An 18912-nucleotide genomic window follows, 5' to 3' on the forward strand; every position below is an offset into this window, starting at 1 on the left:
TGAAGGGGAGGGGCTTAAGAGTGAGAACCGCGTCGCTCACGCATCCCCCCGCGCAGCCGCGATCGCCGGTGCCAGCCCTGCCGCCCACTTCGTGATGTCGCCCGCGCCGAGGCACACCACCATGTCGCCCTCGCGCACCACGCCGCCGAGCGCATTTGCCAGCGCCGTCGCATCGGTGGTCGACGCCACCGCCCGGTGCCCGCGATGCGAGATCTGCTCGACCAGCGCATCGGCATGGACGCCCTCGATCGGCGCCTCGCCCGCCGGATAGACGGGCGCGACATACACCATGTCGGCGTCGTTGAACGCCTGGGCGAACTCGTCCATCAGATTGCCGAGCCGCGAATAGCGGTGCGGCTGCACCACCGCGATCACCCGGCCGCGCGTGCTCTCGCGCGCCGCCGCCAGCACCGCACGGATTTCCACCGGGTGGTGACCATAATCGTCGATGATCGCCGCCCCCGCGACTTCGCCCACCTTGGTGAAGCGCCGCTTCACCCCGCCGAACTTGGCGAAGCCCTGCTGAATCGTCGCATCCGGAATGCCCAGCTCCAGCGCCACGCCGATCGCGGCGAGCGCGTTCTGGACATTGTGGCGGCCGGGCATCGGCAGCTCGATATTCTCGATCGAGCGCGTCGAGCCGTCGCGATTGCGGATGATCGCCTCAAAGCGATTGCCTCCGGCATGCGGGGTGACGTTCACGCCGCGCACATCGGCGCTGGCCGCGAAGCCATAGGTCACGATCCGACGATCGCGGACGCGCGGGATGATCGCCTGCACTTCCGGATGGTCGAGGCACAGCAAAGCCGCGCCGTAGAAGGGCACATTCTCGACGAACTCGACGAACGCCGCCTTCACCCGATCGAACGAGCCGTAGTGATCGAGATGCTCGGGATCGATATTGGTGACGATGGCGAAGGTGCCGTCGAGCCGCAGGAAGCTGCCGTCGCTCTCATCGGCCTCGACGACCATCCAGTCGCCTTCGCCCAGCCGGGCATTGGAGCCGTACTGGTTGATGATCCCGCCATTGATCACGGTCGGGTCCACCCCGCCAGCATCGAGCAGCGCTGCGACCATCGAGGTGGTCGTCGTCTTGCCGTGGGTGCCCGCTACCGCAATGGTCGACTTGAGCCGCATCAGCTCGGCGAGCATCTCGGCGCGGCGTACCACGGGGATGCGGTTCTGATAAGCGGCTTCCACCTCGGGGTTGGTGCGCACGATCGCGGTGGAGACCACCACCACCGCCGCCTCGCCCAGATTCTCGGCGGCATGGCCGATCGTGACCGGGATGCCCCGGTCGCGCAGGCCCTGCACGACGTAGGAGTCCGCCACGTCCGAGCCCTGCACCTTGTAGCCGAGATTATGCATCACCTCGGCGATGCCCGACATGCCGATGCCGCCGATGCCGACGAAGTGAATGGTACCGATGTCGGTGGCGACGCCCTTCATGCGTAAGCAGGCCTTCCGTTCTTATTGGCTTTCTGCACCTTGCCCACCGGGGCGCGGGGTGCGTGGATCGATTCAACGAGGTCCGCCAGGTCGCGCACCGCGTCCGGGCGGCCTACGCCGCGCGCCCGCGCCGCCGCATTCTCCAGCGCCTTGGTGTCGAGCCCCAGCTTCTGCATCTGCTTGGCGAGTTCAGGAGCGGTGAAGGCGCGCTGCGGGATGGTGCGCGCGCCGCCGGCCTCGGTGATCTCGCGGGCATTGGCGGTCTGGTGGTCGTCGGTGGCGCTGGGCAGCGGCACCAGGATGGCGGGACGCCCGGCCGCGGTCAGCTCGGCGATGGTCGAGGCCCCTGCCCGCGCGATCACCAGATGCGCCCAGGCAAGCCGCTCCGGCATGTCGGGCAGATAGGTCGCCACCTCGGCCGGGATCTCGTGCTCCTGATATTTGGCACGGACCATCTCGATGTCCTCGAAGCGCGCCTGGTGCGTCACCTGCAGCCGGCGGCGGAAATGCACCGGCAGCAGCGCGAGCCCATCGGGCACCACCTGGCTGAGGATCGAGGCACCCTGGCTGCCGCCGGTCACCAGCACGCGGAACAGCCCGTCGTCCTCGATCATCGGATAGGGCTTGGCGCGCAGTGCCAGCACCGCCTCGCGCACCGGGTTGCCGGTGAGGTGGGTCTTGGTCTCCCAGCCGGGCTTCATCCGCTCGACCTTGTCATAGGAGGTGGCGATCGCCGCCACCCGCCCCGCGACCAGCCGGTTGACCCGGCCCAGCACCGCGTTCTGCTCGTGGATCACGGTGGGAATGCGCGCGCTGAGCGCCGCCAGCAGCGCCGGGAAGGCCGGATAGCCGCCGAAGCCGATCACCGCCGAGGGGCGCAGTTGCTTGTACAGCTTCCGCGCCATCGCCCGGCCGGCCATCATCTGCCGCGCCGCCTTCAGATACCCGATGGGCCCGCCGCCCAGCCGTCCGGCGGGCAGCACATGCGTCTCGACGCCCTCGAACAGGCCCGGAAAGCGCACGCCGCGCTCGTCGCTGACCAGCGCCACCTGATGCCCGCGCCGTGCGAGCTCCACCGCCAGCGCGGCCGCGGGCACCATGTGCCCGCCGGTGCCACCGGCAGCGAGGACATAACTACGGCGTTCGGTCATGCGGCTTTGCTCCAGCGGCCGGTATAGGGGGAGCGCTTCAGATACGGGTTTCGCCGCGTGAAAGCGAGCAGCAGGCCATAGCCGATCGAAAGCGCAATCATCGACGAGCCGCCATAGCTGATGAACGGCAGCGTCATGCCCTTAGACGGTGCGATGCCGGTGTTCACCGCCATGTTGATCAGCGCCTGCACGCCGAACTGCGAGGCAAGCCCCGCCGCCGCCAGCAAGCGGAACGGATCCTCCTCGTCTAGCAGCTTCATCAGCACGCGCACGACGATGGCGAGATAGAGCAGCACGATCACCGCGCAGGCGATCAGCCCGAACTCCTCGCCGATCACCGAGAAGATGTAATCGGTATGCGCCTCGGGCAGGCGGAACTTGATCTGGCCGCTGCCCGGCCCCGCGCCGAACAGCCCGCCCGCGGTCAGCGTGTCGTGCGCCATCTCCACCTGGTACCGATCCGCGAGCGCGGCTTCCTTGGTCGGGAACAGGAAATTGTCGATGCGCGTGCGCGCGGTACCGTAGAACAGATAGGCCGCGACCACGCCGCCGACCGCCACCCCGCCCAGCCCTGCGATCGCTGCGGGCGAGATGCCGGAGAGCATCAGCAGGATCACCCACACCGTGCCGAACAGGATGGTCTGGCCGAAATCGGGCTGGAGCATCAGCAGCACCGCGATCAGCGCGGTGATCGCGCCGGTGACGATCATCACCGGCAGCTCGGGATCCTTGGCGCGGAACGAGAGAATCCAGGCGGTGGAGACGATGAACAGCGGTTTCAGGAATTCGGATGGCTGCAGGTCCGAGATGCCGAGGCTGATCCAACGCTTGGCGCCGTTCACCTCATGCCCGACTAGCGGCAGCAGCATCATCAGCACCAGGAAGACCAGCGCCCCCGCCAGCGACAATCGCCGCGCCGCCGAGGTCGGCAGCATCGAGACGAGGATCAGCACCGGCACGCAGATGCACACCCACATCAGCTGGCGCCAGAAATAGTACATCGGCTGCACGATGTGCGCCGCGTCCGAATAGCGCCGCGCGGTGGCGGGCGAGGCGGCGGCGACCGCCACCAGCCCGATCGCGATCAGCAGCAGCGGCAGGAACAGCAGCACCCGGTCCACTTCCCAGAACCACATCCCCGCGCGAGACTTGCTGGCGCGGCTGAGCTGGTTCGAGATGCGCGGTAGGCCGGCGTGCTTCTCTTCCACGTCCCCGGACTGGCGGCTCACCCGAGCGCCTCCACGGCGGCACGGAAGGCATCGCCGCGATGTTCGAAGTCGCGGAACTGGTCGAACGAGGCGCAAGCCGGCGACAGCAGCACCGCCTCGCCCGGCTGGGCATGGGCGGCGGAGGCGCGCACGGCGGCTTCCAGTGTCCCGGACTGCTCGACGGGCATGTCGCCTTCGAGCAGGCGGGCGAACAGCGGCCCGGCTTCGCCGATGGTATAGGCACGCACGACATGGCCGAAGCCGGGGCGGCACGCCTCCAGGCTCTCGGTCTTGGCGACGCCGCCGAGAATCCAGTGGATGCGCGGGAACGCCGCGAGCGCAGGCGCGGTGGACTCCGGGTTGGTCGCCTTGCTGTCGTTGACGAAGAGCACGCCGTGCCGGCTGGCGATCCGCTCCATGCGGTGCGGCAGGCCGGGGAAGCTCTCGAGCCCCCGGTCGATCGCGGCGCGGTCGATGCCGAGCGCCTCGCAGGCGGCGATCGCGGCGAGCGCGTTCTGCGCGTTGTGCGGGCCCTGCAGCGCCGGCCAGCGCGACTGGTCCATGCACACGCCCGGCGCGATCTTGGTCACGTCCTCGCTGCGGCCGGAGAGCGCCACCTGCCGGGCGATGTTCGCCGAGGCGGCGTCGCCGATGCCGATAATGGCGGCGTGGCCCTTGGACTGCATGCCGAACAATCGGCCCTTGGCGGCGGCATAGCCCTCGAAGCCGTCATAGCGGTCGAGATGGTCGGGCGTGATGTTGAGCAGCACCGCGACGTCACAGTCGAGGCTGTGGGTCAGGTCGATCTGGTAGCTCGACAGTTCCAGCACATAGACGCCACCTTCGGGCAGCGGCTCCTGCCCGAGGATCGGCAGGCCGATATTGCCGCCGAGACGGGTGGGAATGCCGGCGGTCTCGACGATGTGATGGATCAGCGCGGTGGTGGTCGACTTGCCATTGGTGCCGGTGATGCCGACGACGCGGTGCGCCGGCAGATCGGCCCGCGCCTGTGCGAACAGCTCGATGTCACCGATCAGCGGCACGCCGGCAGCGCGGGCGTGCGCCGCGATCGGATGCCGGTTCAGCGGCACGCCGGGGGAGACGACCATGCCGGCAAAGCCGCTGAGATCGGATTCGAGAGGGTCGCCCATCTTAAGCCCCTCCCCTTCAGGGGAGGGGTTGGGGTGGGGCATGTCCGATTTACGCGCCAGCTCGCTGGTGGAGAGTCCCCCACCCCAACCCCTCCCCTGAAGGGGAGGGGCTTTAGCTAGCATCTCCCGCGCCGCTTCATTCGAATCCCAGCCCAGCACCCCCGCCCCACTGGCCAGCAGCGCGCGCACGGTCGCCGCGCCCGAGCGGGCGAGCCCGAGCACCGCGAAGCGTTTGCCGCGCCAGGCGGGGCTGGTGATCACCGCAGCTTGAGCGTCGCGAGGCCGGCCAGCGCCAGCACGAAGGCGATGATCCAGAAGCGGATCACCACCGTCGGCTCCGACCAGCCGAGCTGTTCGAAGTGATGGTGGATCGGCGCCATGCGGAACACCCGCTTGCCGGTGCGCTTGAAGAAGAACACCTGGATGATGACGCTCAGCGCCTCCATCACGAACAGGCCGCCGATGATGCCGAGCACCAGCTCATGGTGGGTGGTGACGGCAATCGTGCCGATCGCCCCGCCGAGCGCCAGACTGCCGGTATCGCCCATGAACACCGCCGCCGGCGGCGCGTTGAACCACAGGAAGGCGAGACCGGCCCCGATCATCGCGCCGCAGAAGATGGCGAGATCGCCCGCGCCATAGACGTGCGGAATGCCCAGATAGGTCGCGTAGATCTTGTTGCCGGCCAGATAGGCGATCAGCATGAACGCCATGCCCGCGATCACCACCGGCATCGTCGCCAGCCCGTCGAGCCCGTCGGTCAGGTTCACCGCATTGCCGAACGCCACGATCGTGAACGCCGCGAAGGCGATGTAGAAATAGCCGAGATCCGGGTGCACCCAGCTGAAGAACGGCACGTAGAGCTGGGTATTGCCCTCCGCGAAGATGATGATCCCGCTGGCGATGCCGGCGATGATGAACTCGCCGATCAGCCGCACCTTGCCGGAGACGCCCGCGGTCTTCTGCTTCCGCACCTTGTCGTAATCGTCGAGAAAACCGATCGCACCGAAGCCGAGCGTCACGAACATGCACGCCCAGACATAGGCGTTGCGCAGATCCATCCAGATCAGCAGCGCCAGCGTCAGGCTGGTCAGGATCATCAGCCCGCCCATCGTCGGCGTGCCGCGCTTGGCGAGGTGGCTCTGCGGCCCGTCGGTACGGATCGGCTGGCCCTTGCCCTGGCGCAGCCGCAGCCAGCCGATGAACTTCGGCCCGATCAGCAGCCCCAGCAGCAGCGCGGTCGCCACCGCCCCGCCGGTGCGGAACGACAGATACCGGAAGAGGTTGAGGACGCCGGGGAAGCCCAGCTGCTCCGCGATCAGATAGAGCATGATTGCCTTTCCGCCAGCGCCGCGACGATCGTCGCCAGCCGCACGCCGTTCGACCCTTTGATGAGAACCGCATCGCCCGGGGCGAGCATCGAGTCGAGCGCTGCCTTCGCAGCTGCGGCATCGGCCACATGGACGAAATCCAGCCGCCCCTCAAGCGCGGCCGCCAGCGGCGCCATCGCTTCGCCCACCAATATGGCACGGCTCACCCCGGCATCCGCGATCGGATCGGCGAGTTCGGCGTGGAGCGCATCCGAATGCACGCCCAGTTCGCGCATCTCGCCGAGCACGGCAAGTTTGCGGCCCGGTTCGGCGGCAAGCACCTTCAGCGTCGCGCGCATCGAGCTCGGGTTGGCGTTGTAGCTTTCGTCGATCACCAGCGCGGTGCCGTCGCCCACCGGCACGGTCATCCGCGCGCCGCGTCCGGCGAGCCCCCCGAGTTCGGCGAGCGCGAGGCCCGCGACCTCGAGGTCGCCCCCCACCGCATCGACCGCGGCGAGGATCGCCATCGCGTTCGACACCCAATGCTCGCCCGGCTGGGAGATGGTGAAGCTGAGCTCACGATCGCCAAAGCGCGCCATCACGAAGGTGCCGCCGCTGCGCGCGCGCATCGTCTCGACCGCGCGATAGTCGGCGCCCTCGCCCAGGCCGAAGGTGACGATCCGCGTCGCATAGGGCCGCGCGGCGTCGAGCAGCCGGTCGCGATAAGGGCTGTCATAGGGCACGATCGCGGTGCCGCCCGCGCCTAGCCCCTGGAAGATCTCGCCCTTGGCATCGGCAATGGCCTCGACGCTGTCGAAGAAGCCGAGATGCGCCGGCGCGATCGCGGTGACGATGGCGACGTGCGGCCGCACCAGCCGGGTCAGCTGCGCGAGCTCGCCGGCATGGTTCATGCCTATCTCGAACACGCCGTAGCGGGTGCTCTGCGGCATGCGGGCGAGGCTCAGCGGCACGCCGGTATGGTTGTTGTAGCTCTTCACCGAGCGGTGCGCGCAGCCGGGATCGATCCGGTCGAGCGCGGCGAACAGCGCCTCCTTGGTGCCGGTCTTGCCGACCGATCCGGTGACGCCGACGATCTTCGCCGAGGAGCGCTTGCGAGAAGCAGCACCAAGCGCGTTCAGCGCGGCAGTGGTGTCGGCGACGCGTACGCTGGGATGGTCGGTGGGGTCGGACACAACCGCGCCCGCCGCGCCCTGCGCGAAGGCCTGGTCGAGGAAGCGATGTCCATCGGTGCTCTCGCCTTTCAGCGCGAGGAACAGGTCGCCCGGGCCGACTTCACGAGAGTCGAAGGCGACGCCGGATACGGTGAAGTCGGCGGATGCGGTGCCATTCGTGGCAGCGGCGATCTCGTCGGAGGTCCAGAGCGTCGAGGTCACGCCGCGCACTCCCGCGCCACGGCGACATCGTCGAACGGCAGCACCATCTCGCCGACGATCTGGCCCTGCTCATGTCCCTTGCCGGCGATCAGCACGATGTCGTGCGGCTCGGCCATGGCAATCGCCGCGGCGATGGCCGCGCGGCGGTCGCCGATCTCGGTCGCCTCGGGTGCGCCCTTGAGGATCGCGCGGCGGATCTCGGCTGGGTCCTCGGTGCGCGGGTTGTCGTCGGTGACGATCGCCACGTCCGCGCCCGAAGCCGCCACCTGCCCCATCAGCTCGCGCTTGCCCGGATCACGGTCGCCGCCGGCGCCGAACACGAGGATCAGCCGCCCGTCGGTATGCGGCTTCAGCGCCGCGATCGCCGCTTCCAGCGCATCGGGCGTATGGGCATAGTCGACATAGACCGGCGCCCCATTGGCGGCGATCACCGCGCGCTCCAGCCGGCCGCGCACCGGCTGCAGGCGCGCGCAGTTGGCGAGCGTATCGCCAACGTCGCCGCCCGTCGCGATTACCAGCCCCGCCGCGGTCAGCGCATTCGCCGCCTGGTACGCGCCGATCAGCGGCAGCCGCACGGTGTGGAGCTTGCCCTCCGCCTCGATTTCCAGCGTCTGGCCGAGCAGCGAGGGCGTGCGGCCGACCAGCCGCAGCGTCTTGCCATGCTCGCCCACCGTGATGAGTCGGTTGCCGCGCATGCGCGCCAAATCCTCGACCTGCGGCGCGTGCGGGTCGTCCGCGCACACAACCGCGGTGCCGTCCTCGGCCAGCACTTCGGCGAAGAGCCGCATCTTGGCGGTGAAATAGGTCGCCATGTCGCCGTGATAATCGAGATGGTCGCGACTCAGGTTGGTGAACGCCGCCGCGCGCACGGGCAGCCCCTCCGTGCGATATTGCGACAGCCCGTGCGACGAGGCCTCGAACGCGACATGGGTCACGCCTTCGCGCGCCAGCCCGGCAACGTTCGACAGGAACGTCACGATGTCGGGCGTGGTAAGGCCGGTGGAGACGCGCTCGTCCGCCGTGGTCACCCCCAGCGTGCCGATCGAGGCGGCGTGGAAGCCCGCCATCCGCCAGAGCTGGCGGGTCATTTCGACCGTGGAAGTCTTGCCGTTGGTCCCGGTCACCGCCGCAGTGACGGCCGGGAACGGCGCGAAGAACTGCGCGGCAAGGTTCGCGAAGCGCTGGCGCGGATTGGCGTCGGCGATGTGCACCGCGCCTGCCACCTTCGCCTCGGGCCGTGCCACCACGGCGATGGCACCGGCCTGCACGGCGGCCTCGATATAATCCTCGCCGTTCACCCGCGCGCCTTCGAACGCGCCGAAGATCGTGCCCGGCGCCACCTTGCGGTGATCGATCGCGAATCCGGTGACGACCGCGTCGTCCGCGGTGCCCAGAAGTTGACCCAGTTTCATTCGGCGGTTGCTTTCGGCTCCGGGGAGCGATCGACCAGCGGCAGCAGCTCGCTTTCGTCGATGTCCTTGGCATTGTCGGGCGCGATGCCCAGGATGGCGCCCGTCCGCGCGATCACGCGCGAGACGACCGGCGCGATGGTCCAGGCCGCGGTGGTGCGCGGCGTGTTGGCATTGGCCTTGGGTGAGTCGAGCATGGCGACCACCACATAGCGCGGTGCGTCGACGGGGAAAGTCGCCGCGAAGGTGGAGACGTTGCGGTGATGGTCGTAGCCGCCCTCGCTCGCCGCCTCGGCGGTGCCGGTCTTGCCCGCGACGCGGTAGCCCGGCGCCTCGCCCTTGCGACCGGTGCCCTTGAGCACGATCAGCCGCAGCAGCTGGCGCATCCGGTAGCTGGTGGATTCCTGGAGCACCCGCTTGCCCTGCGCGGGATGCTCGGCGTCGACCTTCATCAGCGTCGCGGGATGCCAGATGCCGCCATTGACGATCGACGCATAGGCGGCGGCGAGGTGCAGCGGCGTCACCGCGATGCCATGGCCATAGGCGGTGGTCATCACCGTGATCCGCCCCCAGTTGGCCGGCCAGAGCGGGCGCACCGCGCCGATCTCGATGCTTGGCCGCTGGTCGAAGCCGAAGCGGCGGAACATGTCCTGCATCTTCTCCGCGCCCAGCTCATCGGCGATCCGCGCCGTCGCGATGTTGGACGAATAGATCAGCGTCTCGGGGATGTTGAGCCAGCGGAACTGCTCGTCGCCGCGATCGTCATGGATGGTGAAACGGCCCACCTTCATCGGCGCGGTCGCATCGAAGCGCCGCGACATCGAGGTGATCGTGCCGGAGTCAATCGCGGCTGCCACCGCGATGGGCTTGAAGGTGGAGCCGAGCTCGTAGACGCTCTGCGTCACGTTGTTGCGCGGGGGCGGGCCGCCCAGCTGGTTGGGGTTGAAGCTCGGCAGCGAGGCCATGGCGACGACCTCGCCGGTATGCACGTCGAGCACCACCGCCGCGGCCCCGCGCGCCTGCAGGTCCGTCATCGCGCGACCCAGTTCGCTTTCCAGCGCGGCCTGGACGCGGGCGTCGAGCGACAGCGTCACCGGCTTGCCACGCTGTGCGGGGTCGGTCAGTCGCGCCTCCAGCACCTTCTCCATGCCGGTGACGCCGTGACCCTTGTCGTCGAGATAGCCGAGCACATGCGCCGCCATGTCGGACTGCGGATAGAGCCGGTCGGTCTCGCGCTGGAACTCGATCGCCGGTTCGCCCAGCGCGTTCACCTGGTTGACCAGCTCCGGCAGCGCGCGGCGCTTGAGGAAGGCGAAGCCGCCGCCAGCCTTGAGCAGTGCATAATATTGCGATTCGCTGCGTTCGGGCATCAGCTCGGCGAGCTTCTGCGCCAGCGCGGCCTTGTCGCCGATCACCTGATTGGGGTGGATCGCGATCGTCCAGGCATCGATGCTGCGCGCGAGCGGCGTGCCGTTGCGATCGACGATGTCGCCCCGTGCCGGCACCAGCGCGTTGGACAGGTCGCGCGGGCTGGCGGGGCCCGCCGACAACGCCAGAAAGGCGAGCTTGACCAGGATCGCCAGCACGCCCGCGCCGAACAGGATCGAGAGGATCATCAGGCGCAACTGCGCCACCGCGACGAGCGCCTCGCGCCCCCCGCCCGAACCCCGCGAACGCGCGGGAGGGGCGACGACGACGATCATCGCTGCGCCGTTTGCTCGCGCTTCGCCACCCGGCGCAGGTCGCTGATCGTCGCGGCACTGAGCAGCGGGCGATCGGGCTGGGCCAGTCGGGCCTTGTCGATCTTGCGGATCAGCCGGTCGAGGTCCTGCGCGGGCTTGGTATCGGACTGCGCCACGCGGACCACGGTCGACTTGACGGGTGCAGCCTTGACCGGCGCGGCCGAAGCCATCGCCACCGGCTTCGCCGCGACGGGCTTGGCCGGCGCAACCGCAGCCGTCGCCACCGGCTTGGCCGCCGGGGTCGCGACGGGCGAAGTCGCGACTGCCGCGGTCTCCACCGGGCGCTGCCCGGTCGGGATCACGAGCGCGGCGGTTTCCACCTTGGCGGTGCCCGGCGCGGCCGCTGCCGGCTGCTGGTCGAGCGCGGCCAGCCCGCTGGCGCTGGCGAGATACTGCTGCGGCTGCGGCGCGTTCATCGCCAGCACGTCGCCGTTCCAGCGCTCGATCTGGGCCATGTTGGCGCGGGTGTCGAATTCGGTCTCCAGGCCACGGATGTCCTTGTGCGCCTGGACGATGGCGGAGTCCATCGCGCGCAGCTTCGCCCGTTCCGCCGCGCCGTGCGACGTCACCATATAGCAGGTCGGCGCAACGATGACGCCGCACAGGAACCAGCCAAGCCCCCTGAAGCCATACATAGCCATCACACCTTATCCTCACCGGACCACGGCGCCGCTTCGGTCCGCCGCGCGGCGCGCAGCGTTGCCGAACGGGCGCGTGGGTTACGCACCAACTCAGCCTCACCAGGGCGCACGGCCTTGGCAGGCGTTTCAAAACTCGGTTCCGCCCGCGGCCCCACCGCCGGACGATGCCGCGAACCCGCCGGCGTGCTGCCGCTGCGTTCGCGGAAGAAGCGCTTGACCAGCCGGTCCTCCAGGCTGTGGAAGGTCACCACCACCAGCCGCCCGCCGGGCTTCAGCACGCGCTCGGCGGCGACCAGCACGTCGGTCAGCTCGTCGAGCTCGCGGTTGATGTGGATGCGCACCGCCTGGAAGGTCCGCGTGGCGGGATCCTTCTTGTCGTGCGGGCGATGGCCGAGCGCACGACGCACCACCGCCGCCAGCTCCGACGTACGCGTCAGCGGCCGCGCCTCGACGATGAACTTGGCCACGCGGCGCCCGCGCGGCTCTTCGCCGAGGTGGAACAGCACGTCGGCGATCTCGCCCTCGTCGGCGCTGTTGAGCCAGTCGGCCGCGCTCATCCCCTCGCCTGCCATCCGCATGTCGAGCGGCCCGTCCTGCTGGAACGAGAAGCCGCGCTCGGCCTGGTCGAGCTGCATCGAGGAGACGCCGATATCGAGCACGACGCCGTCCACCGGCGCCAGGCCGCGTGCCTCCAGCTCTTCGGCCAGACGGCTGAACGGCGCATGGATCAGGGTGAGCTCGCCGTCGCTCTCCGCGACCAGCCGCGCGCCATTGGCGATCGCGGTCGGGTCGCGGTCGAACGCCGCCACCGCCGCGCCCGCACCGAGCATGGCGCGCGTATAGCCGCCGGCGCCGAAGGTGCCGTCGACATGGGTTTCGCCGGGCACAATCGCGAGCGCGTCCAGCACTTCGTCGAGCAGCACGGGGATATGGGGCGCGTCGGTCACATCGCCCCCTTTTGCTGCATCAGGTACAGGCAGATTTCCTTGAGTTCCGGATCGGCGGTCTCGCTCGCGAGCAGTTCGTCGGGCGCCCAGATGTCGAACGTGTCGCCGCTGCCGACGAAGAAGGCCCATTTCTGGATCTTCGCCTTGGCGCGGAAGAAGGGCGGCAGCACGAACCGGCCGCTGTCGTCGTACGGCGCCTTTTCGACCATGCCGAAGGCGCGGCGCTTGGGACGCACGCTGGGCTGCTCGCCACGATCGAGCGCCTGCTGGTCCAGCTTGTCGATGCGTTCGTACTTGGTCCGCGACCAGCCGGTATCGTGCGCGGAGAGGCACGGATCCTCCGCATGCACGCCGACGACGATCTGGCGGACGTCCGAATTGCGCTCGGCGGCAGCGCGCAGGTCTGCGGGTATGGCGACGCGACCCTTCTGGTCGACCGCCTGGAGCGCAAATCCTTCGAAGAGCTCCCTGTCTGCCACGCCAAACCCCAAGCCGGGCACGACTCTCCCGCCGCCGGAATCACGCGAAATCGTGCTCCGGCTGGTGCTGTTCGGGAGAAAGGGTTCGTGCCCCCCTTTAGTGTGCCCTTTTAATCACATTATAGGGCGGGAGACAACGGGACAGATGGGGACAGCACGGGAATTTCAACCACTGATCGCCACCCTTGGGCGTTTTTCGCGTAATGATCGCTATTTGTTCTCTATTCTCCCCCGCCGACGCGCGTATCCGTCCGGAAAAATCCCTAATCCACAGAAAGATGCGCAGATGACGGGAACCAACCCGGTCGACGTCAAACGCCCCACATGCGCCCAGCAAGCAACGGAAACTGCGGCATTTTTATCACCGCACCGGGAAGCGCGGAAATTCGGCATCCCAGCCGATCCCGGAAAGTGGGGCGATTTCCCCGGCGATCCCCGCACGGCGACTCCGGTGGGGGCACATCCCCGAAGCTGCCCGAGTCCCGAGGCTTATTTGCCTGCTGCGGAGTCCTGCCGGTGGGCCTGTTCGCGCGCCTGGGCGGCGGCGGCGGGATCGTCGGTGCTCGGCGCGACGCCGAGTTCGGCGAGCGGCTCGTCGCGACTGCGATCGGCGGCGCTGTTGTCGACCCCGGTCAGATTGGCGACGACCGAGGCGTTCGATGCCCCTGCCGCGCTCACCGGCGCCTCACGGTTCGCCTGGGAAAAGACCGCGAACGCCAGCACCATCAGCAGGACCACGGCCGCGAGTCCGGTCATGCCAACGCGGATGCGCTGCATGGCCTGGGCGTGATCCTGGGGCGAGCCTAGTTTCATGACTGTGGCATAAAAGTAACGCGCGCGGGGGCGCTTGTCGAGCGGTGCTGCCGTGCGGGGCTCATGCCGCCGGGGCCAGGAGCCCCTTCGCGGCCAGCCATTCGTCGTTGTACAGCGTCGAGAGGTAGCGGAAGCCGGTGTCGCACAGGATCGTGGCAATGCGCTTGCCCGGCCCCAGCGCCTTGGCGAGCCGCACCGCGCCCGCGACGTTGATGCCCGAGGACAGGCCGAGGCACAGCCCTTCCTCTTTGAGCAGCCGGCGAACCCAGATCATGCCTTCCTCGTCCGAGATGCGGAACTGGGTATCGATCGGCGCGCCTTCCAGGTTGCCGGTGATCCGCCCCTGCCCGATGCCCTCGGCAACCGACGAGCCTTCGCTGCGCAGCTCGCCACAGGCATAATATTCATAGAGCGCCGCGCCATGCGGGTCGCTGAGCGCGATGGTGATGGCCTCGTCCTTGGCCTTCAGCCCCAGGCCGACGCCTGCAATCGTGCCGCCGGTGCCCGCCGCGCAGGTGAAGCCGTCGACGCGGCCGTCCATCTGCGTCCAGATCTCCTCGGCGGTGCCATAGATATGCGCCTTGCGGTTCGCAGTATTGTCGAACTGGTTGGCCCAGATCGCATTGGGCGTCTCCTCGGCGATGCGGCGGCTGGTGTGGACGAAATGGCCGGGGTTCGAATAGGGCGCCGCCGGCACCAGCACCAACTCGGCGCCGAGCGCGCGCAGCGTGTCCATCTTCTCGCGCGACTGGGTCTCGGGCATCACGATGATCGTGCGATAGCCCTTGGCATTGGCGACCAGCGCAAGACCGATGCCCGTGTTCCCCGCCGTCCCCTCGACGATCGTGCCGCCGGGGGCGAGCAGGCCGCGCTCCTCGGCATCGTTGACGATGTAGAGCGCGGCGCGGTCCTTCACCGAGGCGCCGGGATTGGCGAATTCGCACTTGGCGAAGATGTCGCAGCCGGTTTCGTCGCTGGGGCCCTTCAGGCGGACGAGCGGAGTGTTGCCGATCAGCGCGAGCGTGTTCTGGGAAACGTGCATGGGCGCTAGATAGGGGGGCGCCCCCAGGCCACGCAAGCAACGCAATCTATTGCGCGACCCCGGCCTGCTTCAGATGCGGCCCTAGCCGCCCGCCGATCCACAGGAAGAACATCCGGTAATCGGAAGCGAGCGACCAGAGCGGATAGGTGAAGGTCGCCGGGCGGTTGCGCTCGACCCCGAAATGCGCGCCCCAGGCAAAGCCGTAGCCGGCCAGCGGGATGGCGATCAGCCACCAGGCGTTGAGCAGCAGCCCGGCGGCGAGGGCGGCGAAGGTCAGCGCGGTGCCGATATAGTGCAGCCTGCGCGTCGCAGGCTTGGCGTGCTCGCGCAGATAATGGGGCCAGAAGTCCCGGTAGCGGGTGATCGTACGGGCCATGGGGCGAGCATATCTGCTTTCGCCGCGCACCGGAAGGGGCCGGAGCGATGGCGCCCCGGCCCCCCTCGCACTCAGGCGAAACGCACGCGGACCTGGGTCCGCTGGCGCAGCGCCGCACCCAGCATGCCGAAGCCTAGGACCAGCATCGCCCAGCTCGCCGGCTCGGGCACCGCCGAAAGCGACGCGCTGAACCGCGCCGTAGCCTCGTCGTCATTGGCGAAGATCAGCGTGCCCGCGCTGGTCTGGAAGGCCGTGCCGAAGTTGAGGAAGTCGATCGGCAGGTTCGTCGCCGAGTTGATCCCGGTCTTGAGATCATAGCCCAGCAGCCCGGGGTCGCGCACGTCGATCAGATCGTTGCCGAACTGCTCGGCCTCGGTGAAGCCCACCAGCGCGCGCTGCCCGCCGCCGCTGCCCAGCGTCACGCTGAACGCGTTGAACTGGGTCGCGAAGCTGCCCGAGACGCCGTTGATAGTGAAGGACAGCGTCGCCGGTCCCGAATTGTACAGGCTGGGCCGGAAGTCGGGCCGCGGCTGGAACACGGTGTCGGTATCGGTGGCGAGCGACAGGACATAGTCGCTCAGCGTGAAGTCCTGCCCGTTCAGCGTGCCGCTGATCTGCCCGGAAAAGCTGTAGAGGATCGGTGCCGCCTGCGCGGTGCTGCCGGCCATCAATAGGCCGAGCGCCGCCACCATACTTGCCGTGCGCATGTTCTTTCCCCTCATCCTAAGGCCGGCCCTCCATTGCGGAGAGTGCTTTCGCCCAAGGCCATAACTGCGGGAAAGACTCGGAAATCCCTACACTTTTTCTTTGCAGCAACGCCATGCGGTGCGTCAAACGCGGTGAAGCAGGAAGCACATCGTTTGCCCCTCGCACGCGGCCCATGCCCTTCGCAGGATTCCTGCTAGAGGACCGCCCCATGATTCGCCCTACGGCCCTCTCCCTGCCCGCCCTCGCCCTGCTGCTGGCCGCCGCGGCGCCCGGCCTCTACACGCCCGCGCCCGGCAGCGCCGAGCGGCGCGCGATCGTGAAGGTGCTGCACCATGGCGACGACAGCCCCGAAGCGCGCTTCACCTTCGACACCTTCAAGGTATTCCACCGCGGCCCGCGCGCGCTCGCCTATGTCGGCGGCCGGGGCGCGGTCGGCGCCTTCGAGGCGCTGCTCGAGCAGGACGCAAAGGGCCGCTGGCGCGAGGTCTGGGGAGTCAGTGACGGCGGCAGCGACAGCTGCGAGGCCGGCGCGCGCCACTATGCCTGGGCGGTCCGCCTGATCCAGGGCTATGGCCTGGCGCCCGACACGCTGATCCCCGGCCTCACCCGCCTCGCGCGCGACCTTGCGCGCCAGGCGAAGACCGAGCCGGACCTGCAATGCGTCGGCGATCTCGAAGGCGGCCCCGAAGGCCCGGTCGAGCCCGACGCTTGACGCCGTGCCAGCGCGGCCTATCGGTCGGGCATGGCAGAGGCCGTCGGCACTTTCGACCAGATCGTCGCGCTCGCGCCCCGGCACGAAGCCCTGCTGCGCGCACTGCGGGCGCTTGCGTTCGATCTCCACCCGGGTCTCGTCGAAGTGTCCCGCCCCGGTGACCGCGCGGTGAGCTGGGGCTGGGGACCGAAGAAACTGTCCGAGGCCTATGCCTGCGCGCTTCCCTATCGGGACCATGTGAACCTCGCCTTCTATCGCGGCGCCGGACTGCCCGATCCGCACGGCCTGCTCCGCGGCACCGGCAAGGCGATGCGCCATGTTCCGCTCACAGCCCCTGAGCAGGTCGACGCGCCGGCGATCCGCGCGTTGCTGATCGCCGCGCGCGAGGAACGCCGACACGCACTGCGCCTCGACGCCGCGACCGCATGACCGAGCGCAAGCACAGCTTCCCGCCCGTCGTCGCGCCCGACACGCGGCTACTCGTCCTAGGCTCCCTCCCCGGCGAGCGCTCGCTGGCGGCGGCGCGCTATTATGCGCATCCGCAGAACCAGTTCTGGCAGCTGATCTCCCCCGCCGCCGGTCGCGACCTGGTGCCGCTCGCCTATGACGAACGTCTCGACGCACTGCGCGCCGCGCGGATCGGGCTGTGGGACGTCGTCGCCAGCGCGACTCGTCCCGGCAGCACCGACGCCGCGATGCGCGACATCGAAGCGCACGACATCGCCGCGCTTGCCGCCACCCTGCCCGATCTCCGCGCGATCGCGTTCAACGGCGGCACCGCCCAACGTCACGGCCTGCGCCAACTCGGGACAGCGGCCACGCGCTACACCATCCTCGGCTTGCCTTCGTCGAGCCCGCTGCATACCGTGGGCCTCGCGGCGAAAGCGCCAGCCTGGGCCGCACTTTCGGCCTATTCGCAACCGGTTACCTCTGCGAACGCTTAGCAATAGCAGTGCTCTCCGCGACTGTCTCGCAATAGAGTGATAGTCAGTAGCAATACGGAATGGCCGCTCCACAGGGCGAGGCATAGCCCTGTTGCACACCATGCTGAACCGCCGCAGTGCCCTTTTCCGCTCCAGCGGCCCGGCCACCGACACGGCGGAGGACGCCCCCTCCTACCGCTTCCTCGAACTGCTCGCGGTCAGCGCCAGCGACCTGCTCCAGGCCGAGGACCTTGCCCCCGCACTCGATCGCATCTTCGGACTGATCCGCAGCGAGGTCGAACTCGACGTATTCTTCCACTATGCCTTCGACGGCAACGGCCTGGATCTCGATGCATGGGCGGGCATCACCCCGGAGCAGGTGGTCGACTGGAGCCACGTCCCGATCGGCATCGCGATCTGCGGCGGGGTGGCGGAAAGCCTGACGCCGATGATCGCCCGCGACATCCAGCAATCGGACGATCCGCGGCTCTCCTACGCACGCGGCATGGGGCTAGACGCCTGCTTCTGCACGCCGCTGCTCCACAACAACGTGCTGCTCGGCACGCTCGCCTTCGGGCGACGCGGGCGCGCCACCTTCACCGATGCCGAGATCCAGTTCCTCCAGACGCTGGCAAGCTATGTCACGCTCGCCAAGCACCGCATCGGCGTCGACCAGGAACTGCGCGCGCGGCTGCAGGAGCGCGACCGGATGCTGGCGGAGCGGGTGACGATCGAGCGCCAGATGCTCGAGCTCACCCGCGCCAGCGCGCTCGGCTCGATCGCGGCGACGGTGGCACACGAGCTCAACCAGCCGCTCTCCGCCGCCGCCAACTATATGGCCGCGCTGCGCCTGTCGCCGGTAAGTGACGAGCGCACCCGCGACCTGACCGGCGCCGCCGAACAGCAGCTCCAGCGCGCCGGCGAGATCATCCGCCGCATCCGCCGGATGGTGCGCCAGAACGATCTGGTACTCGAAAACCGCTCGGTGACCGGGTGCATCGAGGAGGCGCTCAACCTCGTCCGCGCCGCCGCGCCGCTGCTGATGCCGCCGGTGACCATCCATGTCGCGGCCGAGGCGAATTGCGCGCGGTTCGACAATGTCCAGATCGTCCAGGTGCTCGCCAACCTGCTGCGCAACGCCGGCGAGGCTTGCCACCATCACGCGGATGCAGCCATCCGCGTCACCGCCGAGCGACAGGATCCGGAGGAAGTCACCATCCGGGTGATCGACAACGGCCCCGGCGTGCCGGCCGAGCAGCGCCATCTGCTGTTTCAGCCCGGCCTAGGCAAGGGCAGCAGCGACTCCGGCGGCGGGCTGGGCCTGGGCCTCGCCATCTCGCACCACCTGATCGAGGGCCATGGCGGCCGGATCTGGGCGGAGGAAACCCCGGGCGGCGGCGCGACCTTCGCCTTCACCATCCCGGCCGCACGCGAAGCAGACGCCGGCGCCTGAGCCG

19 protein-coding genes are annotated in these 18912 nt (G+C 68.8%); 4 read left to right on the forward strand and 15 right to left on the reverse strand.

Annotated features, from left to right (window positions below):
• Nucleotides 1–36 precede the first annotated feature (36 nt).
• The 15 genes from murC to ABIC35_RS00845 form a co-directional block, all read right to left on the reverse strand.
• A complete protein-coding gene (gene murC, locus ABIC35_RS00775; RefSeq protein WP_121078291.1) occupies nt 37–1449 on the reverse strand; it encodes a UDP-N-acetylmuramate--L-alanine ligase in 1413 nt (470 codons plus the stop codon).
• Nucleotides 1446–2600, reverse strand: coding sequence for an undecaprenyldiphospho-muramoylpentapeptide beta-N-acetylglucosaminyltransferase (gene murG / locus ABIC35_RS00780; protein ID WP_121078293.1), 1155 nt, complete (start codon nt 2598–2600; stop codon nt 1446–1448). Before murG ends, murC begins: the two co-directional genes overlap by 4 nt.
• Nucleotides 2597–3829 (reverse strand): FtsW/RodA/SpoVE family cell cycle protein, encoded by a 1233-nt coding sequence (locus ABIC35_RS00785; RefSeq protein ID WP_121078294.1) that lies wholly within the window; start codon nt 3827–3829, stop codon nt 2597–2599. The genes murG and ABIC35_RS00785 overlap by 4 nt, the downstream gene beginning before the upstream one ends.
• Nucleotides 3826–5220 (reverse strand): UDP-N-acetylmuramoyl-L-alanine--D-glutamate ligase, encoded by a 1395-nt coding sequence (gene murD / locus ABIC35_RS00790; RefSeq protein WP_121078296.1) that lies wholly within the window; start codon nt 5218–5220, stop codon nt 3826–3828. The genes ABIC35_RS00785 and murD overlap by 4 nt, the downstream gene beginning before the upstream one ends.
• Nucleotides 5217–6290 (reverse strand): phospho-N-acetylmuramoyl-pentapeptide-transferase, encoded by a 1074-nt coding sequence (mraY, locus tag ABIC35_RS00795; RefSeq protein WP_121078298.1) that lies wholly within the window; start codon nt 6288–6290, stop codon nt 5217–5219. The genes murD and mraY overlap by 4 nt, the downstream gene beginning before the upstream one ends.
• Nucleotides 6278–7663, reverse strand: a complete 1386-nt coding sequence (locus ABIC35_RS00800) for a UDP-N-acetylmuramoyl-tripeptide--D-alanyl-D-alanine ligase (RefSeq protein ID WP_121079539.1) — start codon at nt 7661–7663, stop codon at nt 6278–6280. The genes mraY and ABIC35_RS00800 overlap by 13 nt, the downstream gene beginning before the upstream one ends.
• A complete protein-coding gene (locus tag ABIC35_RS00805; RefSeq protein WP_121078300.1) occupies nt 7660–9075 on the reverse strand; it encodes a UDP-N-acetylmuramoyl-L-alanyl-D-glutamate--2,6-diaminopimelate ligase in 1416 nt (471 codons plus the stop codon). Before ABIC35_RS00805 ends, ABIC35_RS00800 begins: the two co-directional genes overlap by 4 nt.
• A complete protein-coding gene (locus tag ABIC35_RS00810) occupies nt 9072–10775 on the reverse strand; it encodes a peptidoglycan D,D-transpeptidase FtsI family protein (protein WP_121078301.1) in 1704 nt (567 codons plus the stop codon). The genes ABIC35_RS00805 and ABIC35_RS00810 overlap by 4 nt, the downstream gene beginning before the upstream one ends.
• Entirely contained in the window at nt 10772–11455 is a 684-nt protein-coding gene (locus ABIC35_RS00815) for a hypothetical protein (RefSeq protein WP_121078303.1), read from the reverse strand. Before ABIC35_RS00815 ends, ABIC35_RS00810 begins: the two co-directional genes overlap by 4 nt.
• Nucleotides 11455–12402: a 16S rRNA (cytosine(1402)-N(4))-methyltransferase RsmH gene (gene rsmH, locus ABIC35_RS00820; RefSeq protein WP_121078305.1), complete on the reverse strand. Its 948-nt coding sequence runs from the start codon at nt 12400–12402 to the stop codon at nt 11455–11457. The genes ABIC35_RS00815 and rsmH overlap by 1 nt, the downstream gene beginning before the upstream one ends.
• Nucleotides 12399–12881, reverse strand: coding sequence for a division/cell wall cluster transcriptional repressor MraZ (locus tag ABIC35_RS00825; protein ID WP_121078307.1), 483 nt, complete (start codon nt 12879–12881; stop codon nt 12399–12401). Before ABIC35_RS00825 ends, rsmH begins: the two co-directional genes overlap by 4 nt.
• A gap of 489 nt (nt 12882–13370) precedes the next feature.
• A complete protein-coding gene (locus ABIC35_RS00830) occupies nt 13371–13658 on the reverse strand; it encodes a hypothetical protein (protein WP_121079541.1) in 288 nt (95 codons plus the stop codon).
• A gap of 97 nt (nt 13659–13755) precedes the next feature.
• Nucleotides 13756–14736, reverse strand: coding sequence for a cysteine synthase A (locus ABIC35_RS00835; protein ID WP_121078309.1), 981 nt, complete (start codon nt 14734–14736; stop codon nt 13756–13758).
• Nucleotides 14737–14782: 46 nt separating this feature from the next.
• A complete protein-coding gene (locus tag ABIC35_RS00840) occupies nt 14783–15112 on the reverse strand; it encodes an Mpo1-like protein (RefSeq protein WP_121078311.1) in 330 nt (109 codons plus the stop codon).
• Between the two features lie 71 nt (nt 15113–15183).
• Nucleotides 15184–15819 carry a PEPxxWA-CTERM sorting domain-containing protein gene (locus ABIC35_RS00845; protein ID WP_354278164.1) on the reverse strand — a complete coding sequence of 212 codons (636 nt, stop codon included), beginning with the start codon at nt 15817–15819 and terminating at the stop codon, nt 15184–15186.
• 209 nt (nt 15820–16028) lie between these two features.
• Between ABIC35_RS00845 and ABIC35_RS00850 the strand changes: the two genes are divergently transcribed.
• The 4 genes from ABIC35_RS00850 (at nt 16029) to ABIC35_RS00865 (ending at nt 18908) form a co-directional block, all read left to right on the forward strand.
• Nucleotides 16029–16532: a hypothetical protein gene (locus tag ABIC35_RS00850; RefSeq protein WP_121078315.1), complete on the forward strand. Its 504-nt coding sequence runs from the start codon at nt 16029–16031 to the stop codon at nt 16530–16532.
• Between the two features lie 30 nt (nt 16533–16562).
• Nucleotides 16563–16961, forward strand: coding sequence for a DUF1801 domain-containing protein (locus ABIC35_RS00855; RefSeq protein ID WP_121078317.1), 399 nt, complete (start codon nt 16563–16565; stop codon nt 16959–16961).
• Complete coding sequence (locus ABIC35_RS00860) at nt 16958–17476, forward strand: DNA-deoxyinosine glycosylase (RefSeq protein WP_121078319.1); 519 nt, start codon at nt 16958–16960, stop codon at nt 17474–17476. Before ABIC35_RS00855 ends, ABIC35_RS00860 begins: the two co-directional genes overlap by 4 nt.
• Nucleotides 17477–17576: 100 nt before the next feature.
• Nucleotides 17577–18908 carry a sensor histidine kinase gene (locus ABIC35_RS00865; protein WP_147425900.1) on the forward strand — a complete coding sequence of 444 codons (1332 nt, stop codon included), beginning with the start codon at nt 17577–17579 and terminating at the stop codon, nt 18906–18908.
• The last annotated feature ends 4 nt before the right edge of the window (nt 18909–18912 follow it).

It is taken from the genome of Sphingomonas trueperi (assembly GCF_040545965.1).
GTDB lineage: Bacteria > Pseudomonadota > Alphaproteobacteria > Sphingomonadales > Sphingomonadaceae > Sphingomonas > Sphingomonas trueperi_C.

Excerpts from the sequence above, each read along its gene's own strand:
- murC (WP_121078291.1), bottom strand. The coding sequence starts at position 1,449 with ATGAAGGGCGTCGCCACCGACATCGGTACCATTCACTTCGTCGGCATC.
- murG (WP_121078293.1), bottom strand. The coding sequence starts at position 2,600 with ATGACCGAACGCCGTAGTTATGTCCTCGCTGCCGGTGGCACCGGCGGG.
- mraY (WP_121078298.1), bottom strand. The coding sequence starts at position 6,290 with ATGCTCTATCTGATCGCGGAGCAGCTGGGCTTCCCCGGCGTCCTCAAC.
- ABIC35_RS00805 (WP_121078300.1), bottom strand. The coding sequence starts at position 9,075 with ATGAAACTGGGTCAACTTCTGGGCACCGCGGACGACGCGGTCGTCACC.
- ABIC35_RS00810 (WP_121078301.1), bottom strand. The coding sequence starts at position 10,775 with ATGATCGTCGTCGTCGCCCCTCCCGCGCGTTCGCGGGGTTCGGGCGGG.
- ABIC35_RS00815 (WP_121078303.1), bottom strand. The coding sequence starts at position 11,455 with ATGGCTATGTATGGCTTCAGGGGGCTTGGCTGGTTCCTGTGCGGCGTC.
- ABIC35_RS00830 (WP_121079541.1), bottom strand. The coding sequence starts at position 13,658 with ATGCAGCGCATCCGCGTTGGCATGACCGGACTCGCGGCCGTGGTCCTG.
- ABIC35_RS00835 (WP_121078309.1), bottom strand. The coding sequence starts at position 14,736 with ATGCACGTTTCCCAGAACACGCTCGCGCTGATCGGCAACACTCCGCTC.
- ABIC35_RS00840 (WP_121078311.1), bottom strand. The coding sequence starts at position 15,112 with ATGGCCCGTACGATCACCCGCTACCGGGACTTCTGGCCCCATTATCTG.
- ABIC35_RS00845 (WP_354278164.1), bottom strand. The coding sequence starts at position 15,819 with ATGCGCACGGCAAGTATGGTGGCGGCGCTCGGCCTATTGATGGCCGGC.
- ABIC35_RS00850 (WP_121078315.1), top strand. The coding sequence starts at position 16,029 with ATGATTCGCCCTACGGCCCTCTCCCTGCCCGCCCTCGCCCTGCTGCTG.
- ABIC35_RS00855 (WP_121078317.1), top strand. The coding sequence starts at position 16,563 with ATGGCAGAGGCCGTCGGCACTTTCGACCAGATCGTCGCGCTCGCGCCC.
- ABIC35_RS00860 (WP_121078319.1), top strand. The coding sequence starts at position 16,958 with ATGACCGAGCGCAAGCACAGCTTCCCGCCCGTCGTCGCGCCCGACACG.
- ABIC35_RS00865 (WP_147425900.1), top strand. The coding sequence starts at position 17,577 with ATGCTGAACCGCCGCAGTGCCCTTTTCCGCTCCAGCGGCCCGGCCACC.